Origin of the sequence: Brucella sp. TWI559 (genome assembly GCF_039674265.1) — a bacterium.
In the GTDB taxonomy this organism is placed as follows: domain Bacteria; phylum Pseudomonadota; class Alphaproteobacteria; order Rhizobiales; family Rhizobiaceae; genus Brucella; species Brucella chromiisoli.
The window spans coordinates 255,843-278,071 of sequence record NZ_JBDJNE010000002.1; the positions used below are offsets into that span (position 1 = coordinate 255,843).

Sequence of the window (22,229 nt, forward strand, 5' to 3'; positions counted from 1 at the left end):
GGATGTTTATCCGCGCTGCCAGTAGGGCCGCCCTATCAGCGTATGACATCACAGATTTTCATCCATACCACGAACCAAGATATAATTGTCCACGCAGCCTGGAGTGTCTTGCGCTTAATCGTACCCAGAACGCTCGCTCTATCTTCTCGTTTTTATGAATGCCGTTCTCGAAAAGGCGGTTCTCACTTTTCCCGGACATGCTTTAACTATAAAGCCAGCCAGCTCGCTTGACGCGGCTGGTATCGGGACGTAATAGAGTTACGACGGTTCCCCGACCGAGAGCGAAGGGGATTAATAGGGAACACGGTGAGGACGACCCAAAAGGGACCGAGACCGTGGCTGCCCCCGCAACTGTAAGCGGATGCTGTTCATCCTCGTGACGCTGTCAAGGCGTTATGCCACTAAGCCCACAATGGCTCGGGAAGGCAGATGAACGGCCTATATTCGCGAGCCAGGAGACCTGCCGTCTAACGTAGTCCATTGTCACGGGCGGGGATGCCCGGAGCAGGAGTTGGTTATGACAGCTTTTCGCGTCGCAAGACGTTGTTTCCTATTGTCATTCATATCCTCGGATATGTCCGTTCACTTCAGGCGCCGGACCGGTTCCGCCGTTTGACGCGGCCATTTCTCACATTTCTTTCGGGGATAAAAATGAAACTTTCAGATCAGGCGCCTTTGGGCGCACTCTTGGCTGCTGCCGCCCTTTTCGTAACGAGCTTTGCGAGCAATGCTTTCGCTGCCGATACCACTTACCCGCTAACGCTCAAGAATTGTGGCCGCGATGTAACCTTTAAACACGCACCTGAACGTGCGGTTGCCGTGGGGCAAAGCAGCGCCGAAATCATGTATCTGCTCGGCCTTGGCGACAAGATGGTCGGCACCGCCGTTTGGATCGGGCCGGTTCTCAAAGGCTATGAAGAAGCCAATGCCAAGGTGAAACGTCTTGCGGATAACGATCCGAGCTTTGAAAGCGTGCTTGCTGAAAAGCCGGATATGGTGGCTGCGCAGTTTCAGTGGCATGTGGGTCCTGAGGGCATTGTTGCAAAGCCTGAACAGTTTGAAGAACTGGGAATTCCGGTTTACACCGCGCCAGCCGATTGTGTAGGCAAGGATAATTCTGGCGGCGGTGATGGCGTACGTCACACCGTTTTCACGATGGATCTTATCTATCAGGAAGTTGAAGAACTCGCGCAGATTTTCAACGTGCAGGATCGTGGTGCACAGGTTGTCGCTGATCTGAAAGCGCGCGAAGAAGCGGCTCGCAAGAAGGTTAGCTCTGTCGAAGGCAAGCTCTCTGCTGTGGTGTGGTTCTCCAGTGCCGAACTTGATATTGATCCCTATGTCGCGGGCAAAAATGGTGCTCCGGCCTACATTCTGAAAACGCTCGGCATCGATAATATCATTGATAGCGAAGAGGAATGGCCGACAGTCGGCTGGGAAACAATCGCCAAAGCCAATCCGACGATGATTGTTGCTGGAACGATGGATCGTCGTCGTTTTCCTGCCGATGATGTTGCAGTCAAGCGGGAGTTTTTGAAGACTGATCCGGTTGCAAGCCTCATGCCCGCCGTTAAGGAAGACCATGTTTTTGATATGGATGCGCAGGCCATGAACCCGACCATTCGCACCATCGAAGGCATCGAAACACTGGCTGATGCAATTGCCGCCTCGGGTCTGAATAAATGACAATGCGCGCAGCCACGGGGCAATTATTAAAGTCAAAAGGGACGAGCGGCAGGGTGCTGTTTGCAACCTTGGCACTTGTTTTGTTACTTTTTGCCTTGTGGCTGGGCGCAGCCATTGGCGAAACACCGATACCTCTCGATGTGGTGGCGAAAACCATTGCTAATCGCGTCTGGAATGCCGGTTATCCGCTTGAGCCGATTGATGAAGGCATCGTGTGGAGTTATCGGCTGAGCCGCGCGGTTGTGGCGGCCTGTTGTGGTGCAGCGCTGGCGATGTCTGGCGTGGTCTTGCAGTCGCTCCTGCGCAATTCATTGGCTGATCCCTATATTCTGGGCATTTCAGCTGGTGCTTCGACCGGCGCGGTTGCTGTGGCAATTCTTGGCATTGGTGCAGGTATGCTTTCGCTGTCGTTGGGGGCATTTATCGGTGCAATCATTGCGTTTGTGCTTGTTTCCCTACTGGCTTTGCGGGCGGGCCATGGCAACAGCGCCATCATCCTGGCAGGCATTGCAGGTTCACAGCTTTTCAACGCGTTAACATCTTTTATTGTCACCAAAGCTGCAAATGCGGAGCAGGCGCGTGGCATCATGTTCTGGCTTTTGGGCAATTTGTCCGGGGTGCGCTGGCCTGACGTGGCCCTTGCGCTGCCTGCCTGTATGATCGGGCTTGCGATTTGTCTTTGGCATGCACGTGCGCTCGACGCCTTCACTTTTGGAACGGAATCAGCGGCATCGCTTGGAATTCCTGTGCGCCGCGTCTACGCCGTTTTGATTGGTGTCAGCGCCATGATGACGGCGGTGATGGTTTCCATCGTCGGCTCCATTGGCTTTATAGGTCTGGTCATTCCACATGCAGCACGCATGGTGGTGGGTGTTCGACATGGACGTCTGTTGCCCGCAGCGGCTCTGATTGGAGCGATTTTCATGATTATCGCAGATGTTCTGTCTCGCATCATCATCCCCGGTCAGGTTTTGCCGATTGGGGTCATAACAGCTTTGTTCGGCGCACCGGCATTTGCATTCCTGCTTGGGCAGAGGAGGGCACAGTCATGATGCTTTCGACACATAATGTCTGCTGGTCGGTGGGGCATGTTGAAATCCTTCGTGCGGTATCGCTCACAGTAAACGAAGGTGAATTTCTTGGAATAATTGGGCCGAACGGTTCGGGAAAAACAAGCCTTTTATCGCTTCTTTCAGGTGTTCGTCGCAGTCGTTCAGGTGAAGTCAAGCTTAACGACACGCCGATTCAACAGCTTAAACGTCGTGAAATTGCTCGTATACTGGCTTTGGTTGAGCAACAGGCGGGTACAACGGATCGTATTACGGCCCGGCAGGCGGTGGAATTGGGACGAACGCCTTATCTTGGAGCGCTTTCGCCATGGTCGGCGCAGGATGATGCGATTGTTAATCGTGCATTGGCCAATGTTGATATGGTGCATTTGGCCGACCGTTGCTGGCATACGCTTTCAGGCGGAGAACGTCAGCGCATTCACATCGCACGCGCGCTTGCACAGGAACCGCAGATTCTGCTTTTGGACGAGCCGACCAATCATCTTGATATTGGTCATCAGATCGGACTTCTCGACCTTGTTCGCCGCCAGAACCTGACAGTGGTGGCTGCACTCCATGACCTTAATCATGCGGCGATGTTTTGTGATCGCATCGCCGTGATGGATAAAGGTCGGTTGGTGGCACTTGGCACACCGCGTGATGTGCTGCGCGCTGAATGTATCCGTAAAGTTTTCGGCGTTGACGTTGATGTTGAATATCATGGTGTCGATGGCTGTCATATTCGCTACCGCGTACCGCACCATCCGGCTCTAGAACTCAAGCACTCCGCATGAATGGGATTGGTATGACAATGAAAAAACGTTTCTTCTTCGCCGCAGCTTTGATGGCTTTTTCCGTATCTCCGGCACTGGCTGAAACTTTTGAGGTCAAAATGCTGAACAGAGGAGAGAAGGGATCAATGGTCTTTGAGCCGGACTTCCTGAAGCTTGCTCCCGGCGACAAGGTGAAATTTATCGCGACCCAAAAGAGCCATAATGCAGCGACCATCGACGGTATGGTGCCGGAAGGCAATCCCGGTTTTAAAGGCAAGATTAATGAAGAAATCGAAGTGACATTCGATCAGGCCGGGTTCTACGGTATCAAGTGCTCACCGCATTACGGCATGGGAATGGTCATGCTGATCAAGGTTGGTGAAGCAGAGCTTCCGAAGGCCTATCGCGAGGTTAAATTCCCGGCGCGCGCCAAACCGCGTTTTGAAGAGATATTTGCAGTGGTTGATGCTGATAAATAAGGGGTTAATATAAGTAATAGCTAATTCAAATATGAGATATATCAGTAAGTCTATGTAAACATGTGACTTTTGTGTAAGTTTATCACAGCAAAGTGAGCCGGATGGTTGACAATCTGTTTCCATTTCGTTGACAGTTTGTTTATATGGTCACTCATAACATTCAGTTAAGCTCTCTTGGTTCCGAGTGAGCGAGCCCCGAAAGGCTGGCATGATCATATTTTGAGTGTGGTACTCTTTCGGCAACTGGATGCAAGAACTGTCGTAGAATTCATCGCTCGATGATGGTTCACTTTGAATGAAGTATATATAACCGACATTCTTGTCTCTGCGGGGGCAGCACTTTGAACAAGCATGTTACCAATGATTTTTTAAAATAAATTATTTTAGGTATAATGCGCGGCGGCCTTAAATTTTTGAAGGTCGCCGCTTTTTATATGGGGCGCTGTAAAAGTGTTTAACGGACAGCGGCTTTCAAACGTTGCTGGTCCAGATGAAGGTCGAGTTCCTTCGCGCGTGCAATAACTGGTACAAAGCGGCGCTGCTTCTTTTCCGCATGGTTGGATGCAATGTCTGCGATGCGGTGTTTGAGGAACGGGTTCAGAAAACGCTCGCGAACGCTGATAACATAGGCTTCCGCCTGTTCGCCCAAGCCATCAGCCGCAAAAACCGGCAGAACTTCTTCGCGCCAAAGGGCTTCAAGCTCACGTCGGATTGTTTCATCCTGCATGGCTTCCAATACGATCTCATCTTTAGGGCGATTACCATTCAGCCATTGCTCGGCAATGAAAGTGTGGCCGAGATTGAGCAGATAAAGCTTGAGACGTTCATAAAGCGCAAGATTGTCCGTCACGACGATATCGGGATGCGTGCAGGGAAGCGTGAGTCCGTCTGTCTGTTCAATGGCCCAGATCGCATAGGGCTCGGCAATAGCACCGACCGGATCGATTGGCTCAGAAACGATACGGTCAACGAGGCTGTTGGCAAAAACGCAGTTGCTCTCGACCCATTGCGTGAATGCTTTCGGCAGGCTCCAGTTTTCTGCAAGATCAAGTACAATCGAGCGCAGCTTGTCGCCATTGCGCGAGATCAGCTCGCACGGGAAAATAGACAGTGGCGCATCTGGATTAACCTGCCAGCGGTGATGCAGCAGCACAAGCAGCTTGGCGGGGAAGCTTTTTGGTAGGCGACCGACTTCGCTTAGCAGGGAAACATCATCAGACTCATCAAGCTCAAAACCCTTGTCACCCGTATTGGACAGGATCACCTGAGCCTGCGTGGCGAGGGCGCGTATTGCCTGCCAGTCGGTGTGAGCGGAATAGGCGGCGCTCACGCTCTTTGCCTGATGTTTTTCATCAACTGGCTTGCCGTCTCGTAAGCCTCGAATGATGACCGGATAGCCTTCGCCACTGTTGAGTGCGCTAATACGGCGTGTGCTTTCAGGGTTGGAGGTTGTCTGAACAATGGCGATTGTGCCGATGGCATTGCCCTTTGCCAGAGCTTCCGAGATGAAAAAATCCGCATGCCCGAGCAGAAAGCGGCTGGTGCCAAATTGTAGAATCGTTGGCTGGTCGGTCATGAGTTCCTCCTCAAAAAATGTTTTGAAATAGCTATGCCAATGGCCAAAATTGGTCAAGCCACTCTTTAAAAGCCGTCTAAATCCCGGTGCGACAAAACTGACAAACCGGTCAATATTCAATGATTACAGCATAATAGGGTATCTTGCACTTTTAAGAACTTCAAAATATGGTAAGGCCAATTTGGGAGAGAGCATGAGCGAGCATATCGGCTCCGTGGAACCGCGGAGGCTTTACCAACAGATTGCCGACCGGGTCAGGCTGCTGATCCGCGAAGGACATTTTCCAAGCGGAAGCAGACTTCCCGCTGAGCGCGAACTTGCGCAGCAGTTGGGTGTTTCGCGCCCCTCTTTGCGTGAGGCACTGATCGCGCTTGAAATTGCTGGCAATGTCGAAATCCGTATGGGCTCGGGCATTTATGTTGCGTCTGAAGAGACGCGACATCCGGCGCAGGGCGGTTCGATTGGTGAAAGCCCGCTTGAAATCATGCAGGCGCGTTCGCTGATTGAAGGCAGTGCTGTCGTTATGGCTTGCAGCCAGATCAACATGGAAGCGCTCGAACGCTTGCGCGGTAATCTTGATGCGATGCGTTTGCAGATTGAGGCTGAACGTAAGCCGATTGAACTCGATCGCCAGTTTCATCTCATTATTGCAGAGCAATCGGGCAATTCGATTGTGACCCGCATCGTGCGCGATCTGTTTGACGAGCGGCATAGTCCGCTGACCGCGCACATGCGCACCCGATATGAAAACGCCGAAACATGGGCCTATGCTTTGGCGGAGCATGAGAAGATTTATGCTGCACTGGAGGCGAGGGATCCGCTTTTGGCGCAGGCAGCGATGCGCACGCATCTGGATACATCAAAGCAGAGATGGATGGAAAACGAGCCCCGATAATGGGGTTCATATTCGTCGCTGTGGCGGTTTTGGGAGTGAGGTCAGAACAATGAATGATAAGGTTATCCCGGCTGTGACGCCGGTAATCCTTTTACATCCGTCCGATGATGTGGCGGTGGCGCGTATTCCGGTGCGCGCAGGCGACCCGATCGGGCTTGCGGGTATCATCGCACGCGATCTGATCGGGCGCGGTCACAAGGTGGCTTTGCGCGACATCACGGCCGGCAAGGAAGTGCATAAATATGGCCAGGTGATTGGCGTTGCAACCAAGGACATTGCGGTGGGCGAGCATGTGCATCTGCACAATCTTGCAATGCTTCCTTCCGAGCACGAGCACCAGTTTTCGGTCGATATTGAAGAACGCGGCATGTTGCCGGAAGCAGAGCGTCGCCACTTCATGGGCTATGATCGCGGCTTTGGTGGTGTCGGTACACGCAACTATATCGGCGTCATTTCTTCGGTAAACTGCTCTGCGACCGTGTCTCGCTACATTGCAGATTATTTCAACCGCATGGGCGGGTTGGATGGGTTCGACAACGTTGATGGTGTGGTGGCGCTCACGCATGGCAGCGGGTGTGCACTCAACACCAAGTCGGAAGGCTATCGTCTGCTGACCCGGACCATTCAGGGCTATGCTAAACATCCCAATTTCGGCGGTATTCTGCTGATTGGCCTTGGTTGCGAAACCAACCAGATCGCGCCAATCATGGAACATTATCGCATGGAAGAAGGCACGCGCCTTCGTACCATGACGATTCAGCAACACGGCGGTACGCGCAAGACGATTGATCATGCAATTGCCGAGATCAAGGAAATGCTGCCGCTGGTGAACTCTGCCAAGCGCACGCCGCAGCCTTTGTCGAAGTTGAAAGTGGCGCTCGAATGCGGTGGTTCTGACGGCTATTCCGGCATTTCTGCAAATCCGGCGCTGGGCTATGCATCCGATCTGATTGTGCGCAATGGCGGCACGACCGTTCTTTCGGAAACGCCGGAAATCTATGGTGCCGAACATCTTTTAACGCGCCGCGCAGTCACGCCTGCGGTTGCGGAAAAACTGCTCCAGCGCATCGATTGGTGGCGCGATTATACGGCACGCAACGGCGACGAGCTGAACAACAATCCATCGCATGGAAATAAGCTCGGTGGTTTGACCACCATTCTTGAAAAATCGCTCGGTGCTGTCGCCAAGGGCGGCTCCATGCCTCTCAAGGCTGTCTATGAGTTTGCTGAAACAGTCACGGAGCAGGGTTTCACCTTTATGGATACGCCGGGCTATGACCCGGTTGCCGTGACCGGACAGGTTGCGGGTGGCTGCAATGTCATCTGCTTTACCACAGGACGCGGATCTGTTTCGGGATTCAAACCAGCGCCTTGCATCAAAATCGCGACCAATTCCGAAATGTATGAGCACATGAAGGAAGATATGGACATCAATTGCGGTGGCATCGTCACAGGTGATGAAACCATTGAAGAGTCCGGCACGCGCATTTTCGAACACATTATCGCGGTGGCTTCCGGTGAGCAGACTCTGAGTGAAATCTACGACTATGGCGATAACGAATTTGTACCTTGGCAGGTTGGCGCCGTAACTTGATCTGCCTCATGCAATAAATGACAGGAATATTCTGATGGTCAAAGCTCTGCGTATCGAGAGCGAGAACATAACGCGTTTTGCCGAAATTCCCGAAGCGCCACTCTTGCCCGGTCATGTCCGGGTGAGCGTGAAGCATGTGGGGCTTTGCGGCAGCGATTTGAATACGTTTAAGGGGCTTAACCCACTGGTGGAATTGCCGCGCATTCCAGGCCATGAAATCGGCGGCGAGATCATTGAGGCGGGTGAGGGCGTGAGTGCGGCCTATGCCAAGGGCAGACGCGTTATTGTGTTGCCTTACACCAATTGCGGAACCTGTTCGTCCTGCCGCAAAGGCCGCTTGAATGCCTGCCGCTATAACAAGACGCTTGGCGTGCAGCAGAATGGTGGACTGGCAGAACAGATTGTGTTGCCAGCCGAAAAGCTGATCCTGAATGAGAGCCTCGCACCTCGCCATCTTGCACTGGTCGAGCCGCTTTCCGTTGGTTTCCATGCAGTCGAACGCGGACGTGTTCAGGCTGGCGATACCGTTGCCGTGCTTGGCTGTGGTATGATCGGCATGGGCGTGCTGATTGGTGCGGTTGCGCGTGGTGCCAAGGTTATCGCCATTGATCCGAGTGCTGAAAAGCGTGAACTGGCATTGAAGTTTGGCGCAACGCACGCACTGCCGGGTGGTGAAGGCGTGGTGGCTTCCGTGCAGGAACTCACCAATGACGATGGCGTGGATATCGCTTTTGAAGCGGTCGGACTGCCGATCACTTTCACGCAGGCGGTTGACCTTGCAGGCTTTGCGGGTCGTGTTGTTTATGTCGGTTATTCCAAGTCACCCGTGACCTATCAGACCCAGTTCTTCAATCTCAAAGAACTCGACATCATGGGCTCGCGCAATGCGACGCTCACCGATTTTGAAGCTGTCATCGCGCATCTCGAAAAGCTCGGAAATGATGCAGACCTGCTGATCTCGAAAGTGTTTCCTTTTGAAGACGCGGAACAGGCGCTGCCTTATTGGGATGGCGACCGCAACGTTTTGAAGATCATCATCGAACGCTGCTGAAATCGAAGCGCATCTCCATGCCAGGGAAGGAACGGCATGGAGATGGTGCGGAGGAACCCGGCCTATTGGCCATAAGTTAAGGACCCTAACGGGAGGATACCCATGAAGAAGTTTGTTACCGGCGCAATCGCGGCTGGCATGTTGCTGGCCGGAAGCATGGTGGCATATGCTGCCAATGTTTCGATCAAAGTTGCCTATGAAAACAATCCCGGCGAGCCTTTTGATGAGGTGATGCATTACTGGAAAGACGACCTTGCCAAGCGCAGCAATGGCGAAATCACGCTGGAACTTTACCCAAGCTCGCAGCTCGGCTCCAAGAAGGATGTAACCGAGCAGGCCATGATGGGCCTCAATGTTGTGACGATCTCCGATGTTGGCTTTCTGGCAGAATATGACCCGGATCTCGGCGTGCTTTATGGCCCGTTCCTGAGCGATGATCCGGCAGAGCTTTTCAAAGTTTATGACGGCGAATGGTTCAAGGGAAAGAGCGAAGAACTGAAGAAAAAAGGCATTCACATTGTGATGCCGAATTATCTTTATGGCATTCGTCAGATCATTTCCAAGAAGCCGATCCGTACACCTGAGGACCTCAAGGGTATGAAGATTCGTGTGCCGAACAACGTCATGCAGATCAAGACGTTTGAAGCCATGGGTGCAACACCGACCCCAATGCCACTGGGGGAAACCTTCCCGGCGCTCGCGCAGGGTGTGATTGATGGCGTCGAAAATCCGATTTCGGTTCTCTATGGCCAGAAGTTCCAGGAAGAAGCCAAGTATCTCAGCAAAGTCGGTTATCTGACCAACGTGGCTCTGATTGTCGGTGGTGAAGCCTTCTTCTCAACGCTGCCTGAAGAGCAGCTCAAGATGATCCATGAGTCCGCATATGATGCCGGTCTCTACAGCCAGAAGCTGACAATCGAAAAAGACAATGAGATGATCGAAAAGATGAAGGAGGCAGGCGTCGAGGTTATCGAAGTCGATCGCGCTCCTTTCAAGGCGCTTGCTGAAACGGTCTATACGCAGTTTCCTGAATGGTCGCCGGGTCTTTATGAAAAGATCAAACAAGAGCTGAAGAACTGATCCATCTCAATTCGGATATTGCCGTGCCGCAGTTTTGCTCCGGCACGGCATCTGCATGGAATTTAATCCGATGAAATACTTTGAAAAACTGATCGACTGGCTTGCAGCAGCCCCGCTGTTCATATTGCTTGCATTATTTAATGTGGCGGTGGTGATGCGCTATTGGCTGCATCAGCCGCTGCAATGGACAGAAGAAATTTCTGGCTTGCTGATGATCTGGATCATCATGCTGGGCAGCGTTGCCGCAGAACGGGACAACCAGCATCTTGCCATTCCGATGCTTGTCGATATTTTGCCTGAAAAGTTCCGGGTTGTGATGAATTCAATCATCTCAATCTTTTCTGGCCTGTTTTTGCTCTATGTGTCCTACGCCGGATACAAGCTGTCGGTTGCCGCTCAGTTCAAGGTGACTGACGTGCTGCGCATTTCCTATTACTGGATTGATATCGCGGTGCCTGTCGGCTTTGTCCTCATCGCTCTTTATATGTTTACTGGCGCTTTCAAATCCTTGCGCGCCGCGTTTGCGGGAGGCAAGGCATGAACCTGACCACCATCGTTCTCATCATGCTGGCGCTGATCGCGCTGAATATGCGTCTTTACGTGGCTATTCTGATTGCGGTCTTTACCTATTTTCTGTTCTTCAATCAGATGCCGATTGCCATCGCAGTTCAGCGTTTCATCAGCCCGGCACAGAACACGTCGCTGCTGGCGATCCCGTTCTTCATTATGCTTGGCACCGTTATGTCGCACACGGGTATCGCCGAGCGTTTGATCAAAGTTGCAGATATTCTGGTCGGCCGTATGCGTGGCGGCATGGCGCTGACAAACATCATGGTTTCAACCTTGATGGGCGGTGTCAGCGCGTCCAATCTTGCAGACAGCGCCATGTTAACCCGCATGATGGTGCCGGAAATGGTCAAGCGTGGCTATGACAAGGCGTTTTCATGCGGTGTGACGGCTGCTGGTTCGTTGATCACCCCGATTATTCCTCCGGGTATTGCTTTGATCATCTATGGTCTGATTGCTGACGTATCCATCGGCAAGATGTTCATGGCTGGTATTATTCCGGGCATTCTGGGAGCGATCATACTGATGATTGCGGCTTATGTGACCTCTGTGAAGCGCGGTTATAAGCCAAGCCGCGACCGGCCTATGAGCGGCGCTGAGGTCGCTTCGACGCTTGCATCAGCATGGCCTGCGGTTCTGCTTCTCTTTGCTATCATCGGCGGTATTCGCATGAATATCTTCACGCCGACGGAAGCGGGGGCGGTTGCTGTTACGTTGGTTCTGATCATCGGCTTTGTGATCTACCGCGAAATGCGCGTGTCACACGTGGTGGATTCTCTGATCGAAACCGCCAAATCCACGGCCTCGGTCATGCTGGTTATCATGGCGTCATCCGCGCTTGCATGGGTGTTTTCGCTGGAGCAGGCAGGTCAGTCGCTGATGCAGCTGATCTCAACATTCACCAGTAATCCCTATGCATTTCTGCTGGCTGTTAACGTGATCCTGTTGATCCTTGGCGCGCTCATTGAAGGCACGGCGCTGATGATCGTTCTGGTGCCGCTCTTGATGCCGACAGTAAAGGCGCTTGGCATTGATCCGGTTCATTTTGGCATTATCGTTATTGTGAACCTGTCAATCGGCACACTGACACCGCCGGTTGGAACGGTTATGCTAATGGTATGTAATATCGCCAAGGTCAGAGTGGGAGACTTCACCCGCCAATCTTTCAGCATGTATATGGCGTTGTTCATCCTGTTGGCTCTGATCACATATGTGCCGTTTATCTCGACATTTCTGGCGCATTGATTGATAGAGAAATGGAAAAAGGGCGAGGAGATTTCCGCGCCCTTTGTTATTTCACTGCACCCAAAGCCAATCCTTTGATGAGATAACGCTGCAACCAGACAAACAGCACGGCAACGGGCAGGGTGGCAACCAAAGTGGCAGCCATCACATAATGCCACTCGACGGTGTAGCGACCAGCCACCAGCGAGAAGACCTGAATAGGCAAGGTATAGGTTGCCTGACTGCGCAGCATTGTCAGTGCCACAACAAACTCATTCCAAGCATTGATGAAAGTGAAGATTGTCGTTACCGCAATTGCCGGCAAGCAAAGCGGCAGGAACACTTTAACCAATGTTTTAAAGCGACCCGCACCTTCCATCCAGGAAGCTTCTTCAAGGTCTTTGGGAAGGGTATCGAAATAACTTTGCAGCATCCACACCGTAAATGCGACGTTGAAGGCCATATAAACCGCACCGACCGCCGTAACACTTTCAATCAGCCCATAGGCTGCCAGCAAGCGAAACAGACCAAGCACCAGAACGATGGGCGAAATCATCTGTGAAATCAGCAGGAATTGCCGGAACGCGCCGTCACCTGCAAAACGAAAACGCGACATGGCATAAGCGGCGGGGATTGAGAAAACAATGGCGCCAACCGAGGCAATCACAGAGACGTAGAGCGAATTGAGAAGCGCTGTGCCGAAGCCCGTGCGCACCCACATTTCCGAAAAATTCTGCCAATGAAATTCACTCGGCCACCATGTCGGAGAGAGAACTTCCTGCGGTGGTTTGACGGCGGTCAAAAACATGACAGCAAAAGGAAACAGCGTCAGAACAACGAGCGGTGAAAGAGCCAGCCATGCGAGGAGTGTACGTTTCAGCTTGGGTTTGTTCATGCTGTTTCCTTCCGCATGGCAAGGCGAATGTATATGGCAGTGAATACCAACAGGATTGCCAGCATGATGAGCGATACAGCCGAGGCTTCACCGAGTTTTCCGAGGCGGAAGGCCAGCTTATAGAGATGCGTTACCAGAATATCGGTCGAATTTGCTGGACCACCTTGCGTCATGACCCAGATGATCGGAAAAGAGTTGAAAACATAGATTGTGTTGAGCACAATCGCGATATTGATAAAGGGTTTGAGCAGCGGAAAAGTGATCTCGCGAAACTGCTGCCATGGGCTGGCACCTTCAAGAGATGAGGCTTCGTAAAGATCATCAGGAATGGATGAAAGACCACCGAGAAAGATGGTCGTGGTGAAAGGCACAGTCACCAGAATGCCGACCAGTATTTGCATGGGAAAGGCGGTTACGGCGCTCGCCAGCCATTGAATATTGCTGTCAATCAGCCCCAGATTGCGCAGTGCAGAATTGAGCATTCCACTTTCGCCATTCAGCGCCCAGCGCCAAACGATAGCCGTCATGGTGAGCGAAACGGCCCATGGCAGCATGACGATAACACGCGCCACGGAGCGCCCGTAAAAATCCATATTGAGAATGATCGCAACCGGAATGGAAACCAATAGAGCCCCACCGACAACGGCTATGGTCCAGAAACCTGTGCGCCAAAGGGCATTGATGAAGTCGGGGGACGTGAAGAGTGCTGAAAAATTGGCCCCGCCGTTAAAATCGCGCAATTGCCCAAAGCGGTTCACATCATGGGTCGCAATTTCAATGAGATTAACGACCGGCCAGAAAATCACCACCGCAGCCAGAAGCAGGCTTGGCAAGATCAGGAAATAGGGCAGTGTGCGATTTTGCATCAGCCATAAACCCCATGTGTCGGTTGAAAAAAATGCCCCGGCAGCACGTCCTTGCACTGCCGGGATGACTGGAGCTTATTTCTTCAGGATTGCATCGGCCTTAGCGGCAGCATCTTTCAGGACGGCCTCCGGCTCACCCTTGCCGAGATAGATGCTCTGCATGGCATTGGACGTGATATCCGCAATTTCTTCCCAACCCGGAATGACCGGTGCAAAACGTGCATCGGGGAGCAGTGCTGTGAAGGCCGCAAGATCGGCATTATTGACATAATAATCCATCTTCGCTTCTTCCTTGTTCACCGGAAGAAAACCTTCGCCCTGTGTAAACTTGGCACGCCAGTCTTTCTGGAACAGGAAGTCGAGCACCTTCCATGCTTCTTCCTTGTTTTTGGAATTCTGGAACATAATCACGGAATCGGTCACACCATATGTTCCGCGCGCACCAGTCGGGCCAGCAGGGATCGCCGCGACACCATATTTCAGGTCCGGTGCTTCTTCCTTGATTTGATTGGACAGGAACGGCGCAGTGATCATCATGCCGACTTTGCCCTGCTTGAAGAGGTTCTGAACATCTTCACGCGCATAAGACGTGACGCCGGGCTGTGTCTGTCCGTTATCGATCATGGATTTGTAAAGCTTGGCGGCGGCAAGTGCGCCCGGCGAACTCAGGCCAGATGTGCCGTCCTTATTGAGGATTTCAGCCCCTTGTGACCACATGGCATAGTAATAATAGACGTCGGTCTCGATTTCCTTGCCCTGAAGGCCAAAACCATAGTTCTCACCGCCAAGCGCCTTGATTTTCTCGGCAGCGGCTTGGACTTCATCCCAGTTTGTCGGAGGATTGGCAACGCCTGCTTTTTCAAGCAAGTCCTTGTTGTAATACATGGCGCGTGCCGATGCTGCGATCGGCAGGCCGTATGTTTTGCCTTCCAGAACCGAAGGCGACAGGAATGTTTCGATGAAGCGATCTTTGAACGCATCATCCATATAACCATCAAGTGGCTCTGCAATTCCCTGTTGAACGAAATCGATCAACCAGCGTGTGCCAATAATGGACAAATCGGCATTGGTGCCCGCAGAAATATCGGTGGTGAGCTTTTGCAGCAAAACATCCCATGGCACCACTTCGAAATTGAGTGTGATGCCGGGGTTCTCGGCTTCAAAGGCCTTTTTGACTTCTTCGAAATATGGCCCGGTTTTGGAGCTGTATTCTGCGACCGTCATACGCACTTCGCCAGCCTGCGCAAACGCGCTCATTGCCAGAATGCTTAAACCAGCCAGAAAGCCGGACTTCCATTTTGCTATCATCATGTTTTCGTTCCCCTTTTTGCGACTGCCCAAGGCAATTTCTGCTAAATTTTTGTTATTTTCTTACATTATCGGCAAATGAGCGGCTTTCAAGTAAAAAGTTTTGTTGCAAACTTACATTTTGAATTTTAGTCTGGTCCCAATCAAAGGCGCAAAAAGCGCTATATAAAAGGGGAATGAAGTGGAAAATTCAGGCGATTTTGCCGGAAAATCCGTTTTGATAACCGGTGCTGGCGGTGGTGTCGGTATAGCACTCGTGCAGTTATTTGCGGCGCGTGGTGCGCGCATTGTCGGCTGCGATTTGACGCTTGACGCAATGCAAGGCGACTTATTTTCTGCGCGCCATGCGTTTGATCTGGGTGCGCCTGAAACTTTGGAAACGGCTGCCCAACACATTATCGCGACAAGCGGTGTGCCCGACATTGTTATCAACAATGCAGGATGGACGCGCGCCGATACATTCGAAGCGCTCGACGAGGGGCGGATCTCCACGGAAATTGACGTCAATCTGACCAGTGTGGCAGTGTTTTCGACTGCGTTGGCGCGATCAATGGCCAAGCGCGGAAGCGGCAGCTTCGTCTTCATCTCATCGATCAATTCACTCATGCATTTTGGCAATCCGGCCTATGCCGCAGCCAAGGCGGGTATCAATGCTTTTGTGCGGGCGCTTGCGGTTGAATATGGTGCCTATGGCTTGCGCGCCAATACGGTTTGCCCCGGATCAATCCGCACGGCTGCATGGGATCATCGCATTGCAAAAGACCCGGCAGTTCTAGACAAATTGCGGCGGCTTTATCCTTTGGGGCGTATCGTCGACGTGGCCGAGGTGGCCGAGGCGGTGGCATTTTTAGCATCAAGTCGCGCCTCTGGGATAACCGGCACGGTATTGCCGGTCGATGCCGGGCTGATGGCCGGGTGCAGGCCTTTTATTGACGATATTTTAAGTGGGAGCTGAGTGATGAAAAACGTTTCCTTGCGCGGGGTTACGAAGACTTTTGGCCAGCTTGATGTGCTCCACCGCATTGATCTGGATATAGAGGACGGTGAATTTCTTGTTCTCGTCGGACCGTCAGGATGCGGAAAGTCCACACTTTTGCGAATGGTTGCGGGATTGGAGCCGATCACCGGGGGAGATCTTATCATTGGTGGTGAACGCGCCAATGATTATCCGCCGCAAAAGCGCGACATCGCAATGGTGTTTCAATCCTATGCGCTGTTTCCGCATATGACCGCGCGGGAGAACATTGGCTTTGGTCCGCGCATTCGTGGCGAGGATAGGGCGACAACGGCGGCCAAGGTCGATAAGGCCGCAGGCATACTCAATCTCCATTCCTATCTCGACCGCTATCCACGCCAGCTTTCCGGCGGCCAGCGCCAGCGCGTGGCCATGGGGCGCGCTATTGTGCGCGAGCCATCGGTATTTTTGTTCGATGAGCCATTATCCAATCTGGATGCGCAGTTGCGCGTGCAGATGCGCACAGAAATTAAAGCCTTGCATCAAAGGCTTAAATCAACAGTGATTTATGTAACCCATGACCAGATCGAAGCCATGACAATGGCCGACCGGATTGTCGTGATGAATCAGGGAAAGATTCAACAGATTGGTGCACCGCTCGACCTTTATGACCGACCCGCAAATAAGTTCGTTGCAGGTTTTATGGGGTCCCCATCCATGAGCTTTATTCCGGGTGCGTTAATTGAGGGTGAGAAATTCCGAACCACGGCGGGCGAAGAGATCAATGTCGCCGTTAAGTCTGTGTCGGGACGAAGTGCTGAATTGGGCGTGCGGCCGGAAAATTTTATTATTGCAAAAGACGGTGAGGGGCTGACGCTCACCATTGAAGTGGTGGAACCAACCGGACCTGAAACTCACGTTTACGGGAAAATTGCCGGCGAAGCTGTGCGCGCTGTTTTTCGCGAGCGAATTCACCTTGCACCCGGAGAGCGAGTCCCTGTAACGGCAAGTCCGCAACATATTCATCTGTTTGATAAGGAAAGCGGCTTGCCGCTTTAAGCCAGTATGAGCAAGATCGCCGACATCCTCTCACAGCTTCACGCGGTGGCGCAGGATGGGTCAAAGTCTGAGCGGAGAATGGCAGCCCTGGTGCTTGCCGAGCCGGATTATATCTCCAAGGCTGCGATTTCCGAAATTGCCCAGCGCGCCGGCGTCAGCGAGCCAACGGTTACACGGTTTTGCAGAGCATTGGGTTGTGACGGGGTTCGCGATTTTAAATTTTTTCTCGCACAGGCATTGGCGATTGGCGGACAATATTTGTCGGCAGAAGCGCCTTCGCGGGATGTGCGTGAGGCGCGCATTGCGCTTGCGATTACAGATGGCGCCATTTCTGCCATTCAGCGCGCCAGTGACAATCTCGACATGTCGGTGATTATGAATATTGCCGGGCGGATTGCCGTTTCGGGTTCTGTTTTGTGTATCGGTTCAGGTGGAATTTCCTCAATGATGGCAACGGAAATGCAGAACCGGCTTTTTCGGCTTGGCATTCCGGTGGTGGCGCAGATTGATGGGCAGTTGCAACGCATGTATGCGGCAATTGCTGAATCCAAAACAATGGTGATTGCCTTTTCCGTTTCTGGCTATGCGCGTTCGGTGATTGAGGCGGCAGAGGTGGCAAAGCAATATGGTGCTGAAACTGTGGCAATCACGGCACCGGGTTCCGATCTTGCAGGAACCGTTAACACGGTTATTCCGTTCCTCGTGAATGAAGATGGTAATCTTTATAAGCCGACGTCTTCGCGCTTTGCTTTGTTGGCAATTGTGGACATGATTGCGACAGCCACTGCGGAGATGCGCGGTACTGAAGTGCTTGAACGTCTCAGACGCATCAAGCAGAGCCTGAATATGCTCAAAGTGGATGATCCGAGTTTACCACTGGGAGACTGACTGCCGGGAGACAGAATGAATGACAAGGCCTAAAACAATTGGTGAGATTGATACACCTGCCATCCTGATTGATGTAAATCGTGTGCAGGCAAATATAATCAAGGCACAGGCTCATGCCGATAAGATCGGGGTAAAGCTGCGCCCGCATATCAAAACGCATAAATTGCCTTTTTTTGCACGCCGCCAGATTGAGGCTGGTGCAGTGGGCATTACCTGCCAGAAGCTCGGCGAAGCAGAAGTGATGGCTGATGCAGGCATTGTCGATATTTTTCTGCCCTATAATATTTTAGGCAAGGACAAGCTTGATCGGCTTTATGCCCTTCATCAGCGTATCACGATTTCCGTGACGGTTGATAATTTCACCAGCCTCGAAGGCTTGGCTGAACGTTTTACCAATGCAGGGCGTCCTCTAAAAGTCCTGATTGAATGCGATACAGGCATGGGGCGCTGTGGCGTGCAAACGGCTCAGGAGGCATTGGAACTGGCGCGCCGGATCCATGAGAGCAAGGGGCTTAAGTTCGGCGGTCTCATGACCTATCCGGCAACAGGCAAAGCCGCTGAGGCTGAGCAGTGGCTTTTTGAAGTGCGTAATCTCCTGGCTGCAAATGGTCTTGAATGCGAGACGATTTCGAGCGGTGGCACGCCGGATATGTGGTATTCACCCAGAGAAAGCGTGATCACCGAATATCGTCCGGGCACGTATATTTACTTTGACCGCTTTCAGGTCGCAAAAGGTGCTGCAACGCCGGATGATTGTGCATTGAGCGTACTTTCAACGATTGTCAGCCATCCAACGGCGGATCGTGCGATCATTGATGCAGGTTCTAAGGCGCTGTCCAGCGATACTTTGGGCCTTGCCGATTTTGGCGAACTGGCAGGGCGACCCGATGCGCGCGTGACGGGCCTGAGCGAAGAGCATGGAACGGTGAAGGGTGATATTGCCGGTTTGAAAGTTGGTGACAAGGTGCGCGTCATCCCTGATCATGTCTGTGTTGTTTCCAATCTCTTCGACGAAGTGCATCTGATTTCAGGCGATGATGTCATTGATATTCTGCCGGTGGCAGCACGCGGTAAGCTGAAATGACGAACAGGACCAATCCATTTACTGGTGACAATGACCGCGCGCAGATCTGGGAGATGCTGGTCGGTCGCGATATTGAGGCCTTTGTCTCCCAGAATTGGGAGCTGGTGGCCGATGATTTCGATGAAACGCGCTTTCTTGGTATTCACGCACACGGTGAAGAAAATCCAGACAAATGGGATGCCGCTTTTCCGACACTCACGGCCTATCGTGATGAATGGCTGCGTCAGGCGGCTCACAGTGCAGCGACCGAATATGCCGAATCTCTTGCGGAAGGCATATTTCGCGCAACGCGACTCAGCGTGATTGACATCACCGGCGACGTCGCAATTGCACGAAAAAAATTCGATGGAGCCATCGCAAAACAGGACGGAAGCCATGATGTGCTCGACTGGCAGACACTTTATTTCTGCCGGCGAGATAGAGGCCGATGGCGCATAACGGGCTTCGTTGGATATATGGTTAATCGATAAATTAACCTTCGCACAGCAAGGCAATTTTTGGGGCGCATATCGACTGATTTGCGCCCTTTTTTCTGCCGGATGATATTGCGTAAGATAAAAGTATAATCATACAAATTTACTGTAATTTTGTGGAATTATAGTCTGCGAATACTAAATTACACGATGTCGCAGCCAATAGCATATTTGTCGCAGTTCGCTCCTGCGCAACCCTTTCACAGCATTACTATGATTGTGAGGCTGGCAGATTAACTCCGGTCACCGGATAGGTCTGCTAGCCCTCATATTTCGTAGCGTACCCCATCAAAAACGAACAAGGGGACGGGGTGCGCAAAGATGAATCCGTGACGGTGGGTGGACATGTCTGGAAATGGCCTATATAAATAGAACACACCAAACGCTAATCATTCATTGTGGGCTGCTCACTGCCTGCAAGTTGCGCATGTCAAATTCGCGCATGAATGAGCAAATAATGATGTTAATAAGGAGATTAAACCCGCCAGCACAGCGGGGTTAAACATAATGCATGGTATTTTATACAAGGAAGATAGTATGAAGTCGCCTGCTAAGACAAAGATAAGCTTGAATGGCGTGTTTAAAGTCTTCGGCGACGATCCGGAGCGCGCAATGCAGGAATTGCGCGCAGGTAAATCAAAAGCCCAGATACACAGTGATCATGGTGCTACAATCGGCGTAGACAACGCGAGTTTCGATATTAAAGAAGGCGAAGTATTCGTCATCATGGGCCTTTCAGGTTCAGGTAAATCGACGCTGTTACGCCTGCTAAACCGGCTTATCGAACCCACAGACGGTTCCATTGAAGTTGATGGCCGTGACATTGTCAAAATGTCGAAGCGCGAGCTGATTGATCTTCGTCGACGCGACATGAGCATGGTTTTTCAGTCTTTTGCCCTGCTTCCCAATCGAACCGTATTAAACAACGCTTCATTCGGACTTGAAGTTGCGGGAATGGGCGAGGCCGAACGGCATGAAAATGCATTGAAAGCGCTGGCAGCGGTCGGTCTTGAGCCTTACGCGCATTCGATGCCGGATCAGCTTTCAGGTGGCATGAAGCAGCGTGTTGGTCTGGCCCGTGCTTTGGCGAGTGAGCCGACAATTCTATTGATGGACGAAGCTTTCTCCGCGCTAGATCCGCTTATTCGTACGGAAATGCAGGATGAATTGAAGCGTCTTCAGGCTGAAAACAGCCGCACGATCATTTTCGTCAGCCATGATATTGATGAAGCCATGCGTATTGGCGACCGTATTTGCATCATGCAACATGGTAAGGTCGTCCAGGTCGGAACGCCAAACGAAATCGTTTCGGCGCCTGCCAATGATTATGTGCGTTCATTTTTCCGCAACGTTGATGTTTCGCGGGTGTTCAAAGCTGCCGATGTGGCGCGTGAAGACGAATTGATTGTCTTCGATCCTGCACAATTGTCTTCGGCATTGGAAAAGCTGGATGCAAGCGGCAAGTCATATGGCGTGCTTCTTGATGCGGATCGCATTTATCGCGGTGTGGTCACACGCGATGCGCTTCTCAATGGCGGTGTCAAGGCTGATGGTGAACATCCGGACGCTGCTGTAGCGATACCAGCGGACGCGCCGCTTTCAGGGCTTTTGATGCGCGTGGCTGAAAGCCCGTGGCCGGTGCCTGTCACCGATCGGCACAATCGCTATCTCGGCGCTATCAGTAAATCGGCATTGCTTGAGACGCTGGGCCGCACGGGTTGAATTGCGCCCCACACGATCTCAGGTTTTCGGGCATTTGCCCGGCCATAGGTAACTCGATCTGAAATGGACGGTAAACCATGGATTTGAATTTCAGTATCGGCGGATGGGCGGATACAATCGTCAATTATATCCTCGATCATTTTACGCCCGCGCTCAATATGATCGCGGCCACCATCGGCTTTGTAACCGACGGTATTCAAAACGCACTTCTGGCAATTCCACCCTATGCCGGTATTGCTATTCTCGCTCTGCTCGCGTTGTGGCGCGTTGGCTGGAAATTTGCAGTTTTCACGGTGTTGGCACTTGCACTCATCATTCATATGGGGCTGTGGATTGGCACCATGGAAAGCCTGTCGCTCGTGCTGGCCTCAACGATTATCGCGGTGGTCATTGGTATTCCGCTTGGCATTGCCATGGCGCGCAACGACACGGTCGCATCCGTTATTCGTCCGGTACTTGATCTGATGCAGACCATGCCAGCATTTGTCTATCTTATTCCGGCTGCAATGTTTTTTGGCCTTGGCGCTGTTCCGGGTACAATTGCGACGGTCATCTTTGCAATGCCGCCGGTGGTGCGTTTGACCAATCTCGGTATCCGCCAGGTTGATGCCGAATTTGTCGAAGCGGGTCTCGCATTTGGTTGCACATCACAGCAGCTGCTCTTCAAGGTTCAACTCCCCAACGCCATGCCGTCCATCATGGCCGGTATGAACCAGACAATCATGTTGTCGCTTTCGATGGTGGTTATCGCATCGATGATCGGGGCTGGCGGTCTTGGTAATACGGTTCTGACGGGCATCCAGCGTCTTGATGTCGGCAAGGGCTTTGAAGGCGGCCTTGCAGTGGTCATTCTTGCCGTCATTCTTGACCGCATAACGCAAAGCTTTGGCAAAGGAAATTCCGGCGGCGTGCTGGGGTTCTTCAAAAAGCTGTCCTTTATGAAAAAGACCAGCGAAGAGCCATCCTCGTCATCGTTCCGCAAGCAGGAAGCATGAATAAAAATCG

General features: G+C 52.1%; 21 protein-coding genes and 1 riboswitch. Of the genes, 17 read left to right on the top strand and 4 right to left on the bottom strand.

Features of this window, described 5'->3' with window-relative positions; all coding sequences use genetic code 11:
• Positions 1–247 precede the first annotated feature (247 nt).
• Positions 248–482: riboswitch (cobalamin riboswitch) on the top strand.
• A gap of 169 nt (positions 483–651) precedes the next feature.
• The 4 genes from ABE530_RS05325 to ABE530_RS05340 are packed head-to-tail and all read left to right on the top strand — an operon-like array spanning position 652 to position 3,987.
• Positions 652–1,686, top strand: coding sequence for an ABC transporter substrate-binding protein (locus tag ABE530_RS05325; RefSeq protein ID WP_499693853.1), 1,035 nt, complete (start codon positions 652–654; stop codon positions 1,684–1,686).
• Complete coding sequence (locus tag ABE530_RS05330) at positions 1,683–2,738, top strand: FecCD family ABC transporter permease (protein WP_265984384.1); 1,056 nt, start codon at positions 1,683–1,685, stop codon at positions 2,736–2,738. The genes ABE530_RS05325 and ABE530_RS05330 overlap by 4 nt, the downstream gene beginning before the upstream one ends.
• A complete protein-coding gene (locus ABE530_RS05335) occupies positions 2,735–3,529 on the top strand; it encodes an ABC transporter ATP-binding protein (protein WP_265984383.1) in 795 nt (264 codons plus the stop codon). Before ABE530_RS05330 ends, ABE530_RS05335 begins: the two co-directional genes overlap by 4 nt.
• Positions 3,530–3,546: 17 nt before the next feature.
• A complete protein-coding gene (locus tag ABE530_RS05340; protein WP_265984382.1) occupies positions 3,547–3,987 on the top strand; it encodes a pseudoazurin in 441 nt (146 codons plus the stop codon).
• Positions 3,988–4,441: 454 nt separating this feature from the next.
• Here the strand turns inward: ABE530_RS05340 and ABE530_RS05345 are convergent, their stop codons facing one another.
• Entirely contained in the window at positions 4,442–5,563 is a 1,122-nt protein-coding gene (locus tag ABE530_RS05345; RefSeq protein ID WP_499693854.1) for a mannitol dehydrogenase family protein, read from the bottom strand.
• A gap of 193 nt (positions 5,564–5,756) precedes the next feature.
• Between ABE530_RS05345 and ABE530_RS05350 the strand changes: the two genes are divergently transcribed.
• The 6 genes from ABE530_RS05350 (at position 5,757) to ABE530_RS05375 (ending at position 11,995) form a co-directional block, all read left to right on the top strand.
• Entirely contained in the window at positions 5,757–6,458 is a 702-nt protein-coding gene (locus ABE530_RS05350) for a FadR/GntR family transcriptional regulator (protein WP_499693855.1), read from the top strand.
• Positions 6,459–6,507: 49 nt separating this feature from the next.
• On the top strand, positions 6,508–8,052 hold the full coding sequence (locus tag ABE530_RS05355; RefSeq protein WP_265984376.1) for a UxaA family hydrolase: 1,545 nt from the start codon (positions 6,508–6,510) through the stop codon (positions 8,050–8,052).
• 34 nt (positions 8,053–8,086) lie between these two features.
• Entirely contained in the window at positions 8,087–9,103 is a 1,017-nt protein-coding gene (locus ABE530_RS05360; RefSeq protein ID WP_499693856.1) for a zinc-binding alcohol dehydrogenase family protein, read from the top strand.
• A gap of 102 nt (positions 9,104–9,205) precedes the next feature.
• Positions 9,206–10,183 (top strand): C4-dicarboxylate TRAP transporter substrate-binding protein, encoded by a 978-nt coding sequence (locus ABE530_RS05365; RefSeq protein WP_499693857.1) that lies wholly within the window; start codon positions 9,206–9,208, stop codon positions 10,181–10,183.
• A 70-nt stretch (positions 10,184–10,253) separates the two neighbouring features.
• Positions 10,254–10,724, top strand: a complete 471-nt coding sequence (locus tag ABE530_RS05370; RefSeq protein WP_265984372.1) for a TRAP transporter small permease — start codon at positions 10,254–10,256, stop codon at positions 10,722–10,724.
• Positions 10,721–11,995, top strand: a complete 1,275-nt coding sequence (locus tag ABE530_RS05375) for a TRAP transporter large permease (protein WP_499693858.1) — start codon at positions 10,721–10,723, stop codon at positions 11,993–11,995. Before ABE530_RS05370 ends, ABE530_RS05375 begins: the two co-directional genes overlap by 4 nt.
• A gap of 46 nt (positions 11,996–12,041) precedes the next feature.
• Here the strand turns inward: ABE530_RS05375 and ABE530_RS05380 are convergent, their stop codons facing one another.
• From ABE530_RS05380 to ABE530_RS05390, 3 genes are all read right to left on the bottom strand, one after another.
• Positions 12,042–12,869 carry a carbohydrate ABC transporter permease gene (locus ABE530_RS05380; protein WP_265984370.1) on the bottom strand — a complete coding sequence of 276 codons (828 nt, stop codon included), beginning with the start codon at positions 12,867–12,869 and terminating at the stop codon, positions 12,042–12,044.
• Positions 12,866–13,735, bottom strand: a complete 870-nt coding sequence (locus tag ABE530_RS05385) for a carbohydrate ABC transporter permease (RefSeq protein WP_265984368.1) — start codon at positions 13,733–13,735, stop codon at positions 12,866–12,868. Before ABE530_RS05385 ends, ABE530_RS05380 begins: the two co-directional genes overlap by 4 nt.
• A gap of 75 nt (positions 13,736–13,810) precedes the next feature.
• A complete protein-coding gene (locus ABE530_RS05390) occupies positions 13,811–15,046 on the bottom strand; it encodes an ABC transporter substrate-binding protein (RefSeq protein ID WP_499693859.1) in 1,236 nt (411 codons plus the stop codon).
• Between the two features lie 178 nt (positions 15,047–15,224).
• Between ABE530_RS05390 and ABE530_RS05395 the strand changes: the two genes are divergently transcribed.
• From ABE530_RS05395 to ABE530_RS05425, 7 genes are all read left to right on the top strand, one after another.
• Positions 15,225–15,998, top strand: a complete 774-nt coding sequence (locus tag ABE530_RS05395) for an SDR family NAD(P)-dependent oxidoreductase (RefSeq protein WP_499693860.1) — start codon at positions 15,225–15,227, stop codon at positions 15,996–15,998.
• A 3-nt stretch (positions 15,999–16,001) separates the two neighbouring features.
• The gene (locus ABE530_RS05400) at positions 16,002–17,057 is read left to right on the top strand and encodes an ABC transporter ATP-binding protein (RefSeq protein WP_499693861.1); all 1,056 of its coding nucleotides are present in this window, start codon (positions 16,002–16,004) and stop codon (positions 17,055–17,057) included.
• 6 nt (positions 17,058–17,063) lie between these two features.
• Positions 17,064–17,945: a MurR/RpiR family transcriptional regulator gene (locus ABE530_RS05405; RefSeq protein WP_265984363.1), complete on the top strand. Its 882-nt coding sequence runs from the start codon at positions 17,064–17,066 to the stop codon at positions 17,943–17,945.
• A gap of 19 nt (positions 17,946–17,964) precedes the next feature.
• Complete coding sequence (locus tag ABE530_RS05410; RefSeq protein ID WP_499693862.1) at positions 17,965–19,029, top strand: D-TA family PLP-dependent enzyme; 1,065 nt, start codon at positions 17,965–17,967, stop codon at positions 19,027–19,029.
• Complete coding sequence (locus ABE530_RS05415; protein WP_499693863.1) at positions 19,026–19,499, top strand: hypothetical protein; 474 nt, start codon at positions 19,026–19,028, stop codon at positions 19,497–19,499. The genes ABE530_RS05410 and ABE530_RS05415 overlap by 4 nt, the downstream gene beginning before the upstream one ends.
• Before the next feature lie 540 nt (positions 19,500–20,039).
• Entirely contained in the window at positions 20,040–21,224 is a 1,185-nt protein-coding gene (proV, locus tag ABE530_RS05420; protein ID WP_499693864.1) for a glycine betaine/L-proline ABC transporter ATP-binding protein ProV, read from the top strand.
• Positions 21,225–21,301: 77 nt separating this feature from the next.
• On the top strand, positions 21,302–22,219 hold the full coding sequence (locus tag ABE530_RS05425; protein ID WP_499693865.1) for an ABC transporter permease: 918 nt from the start codon (positions 21,302–21,304) through the stop codon (positions 22,217–22,219).
• Positions 22,220–22,229 lie beyond the last annotated feature (10 nt).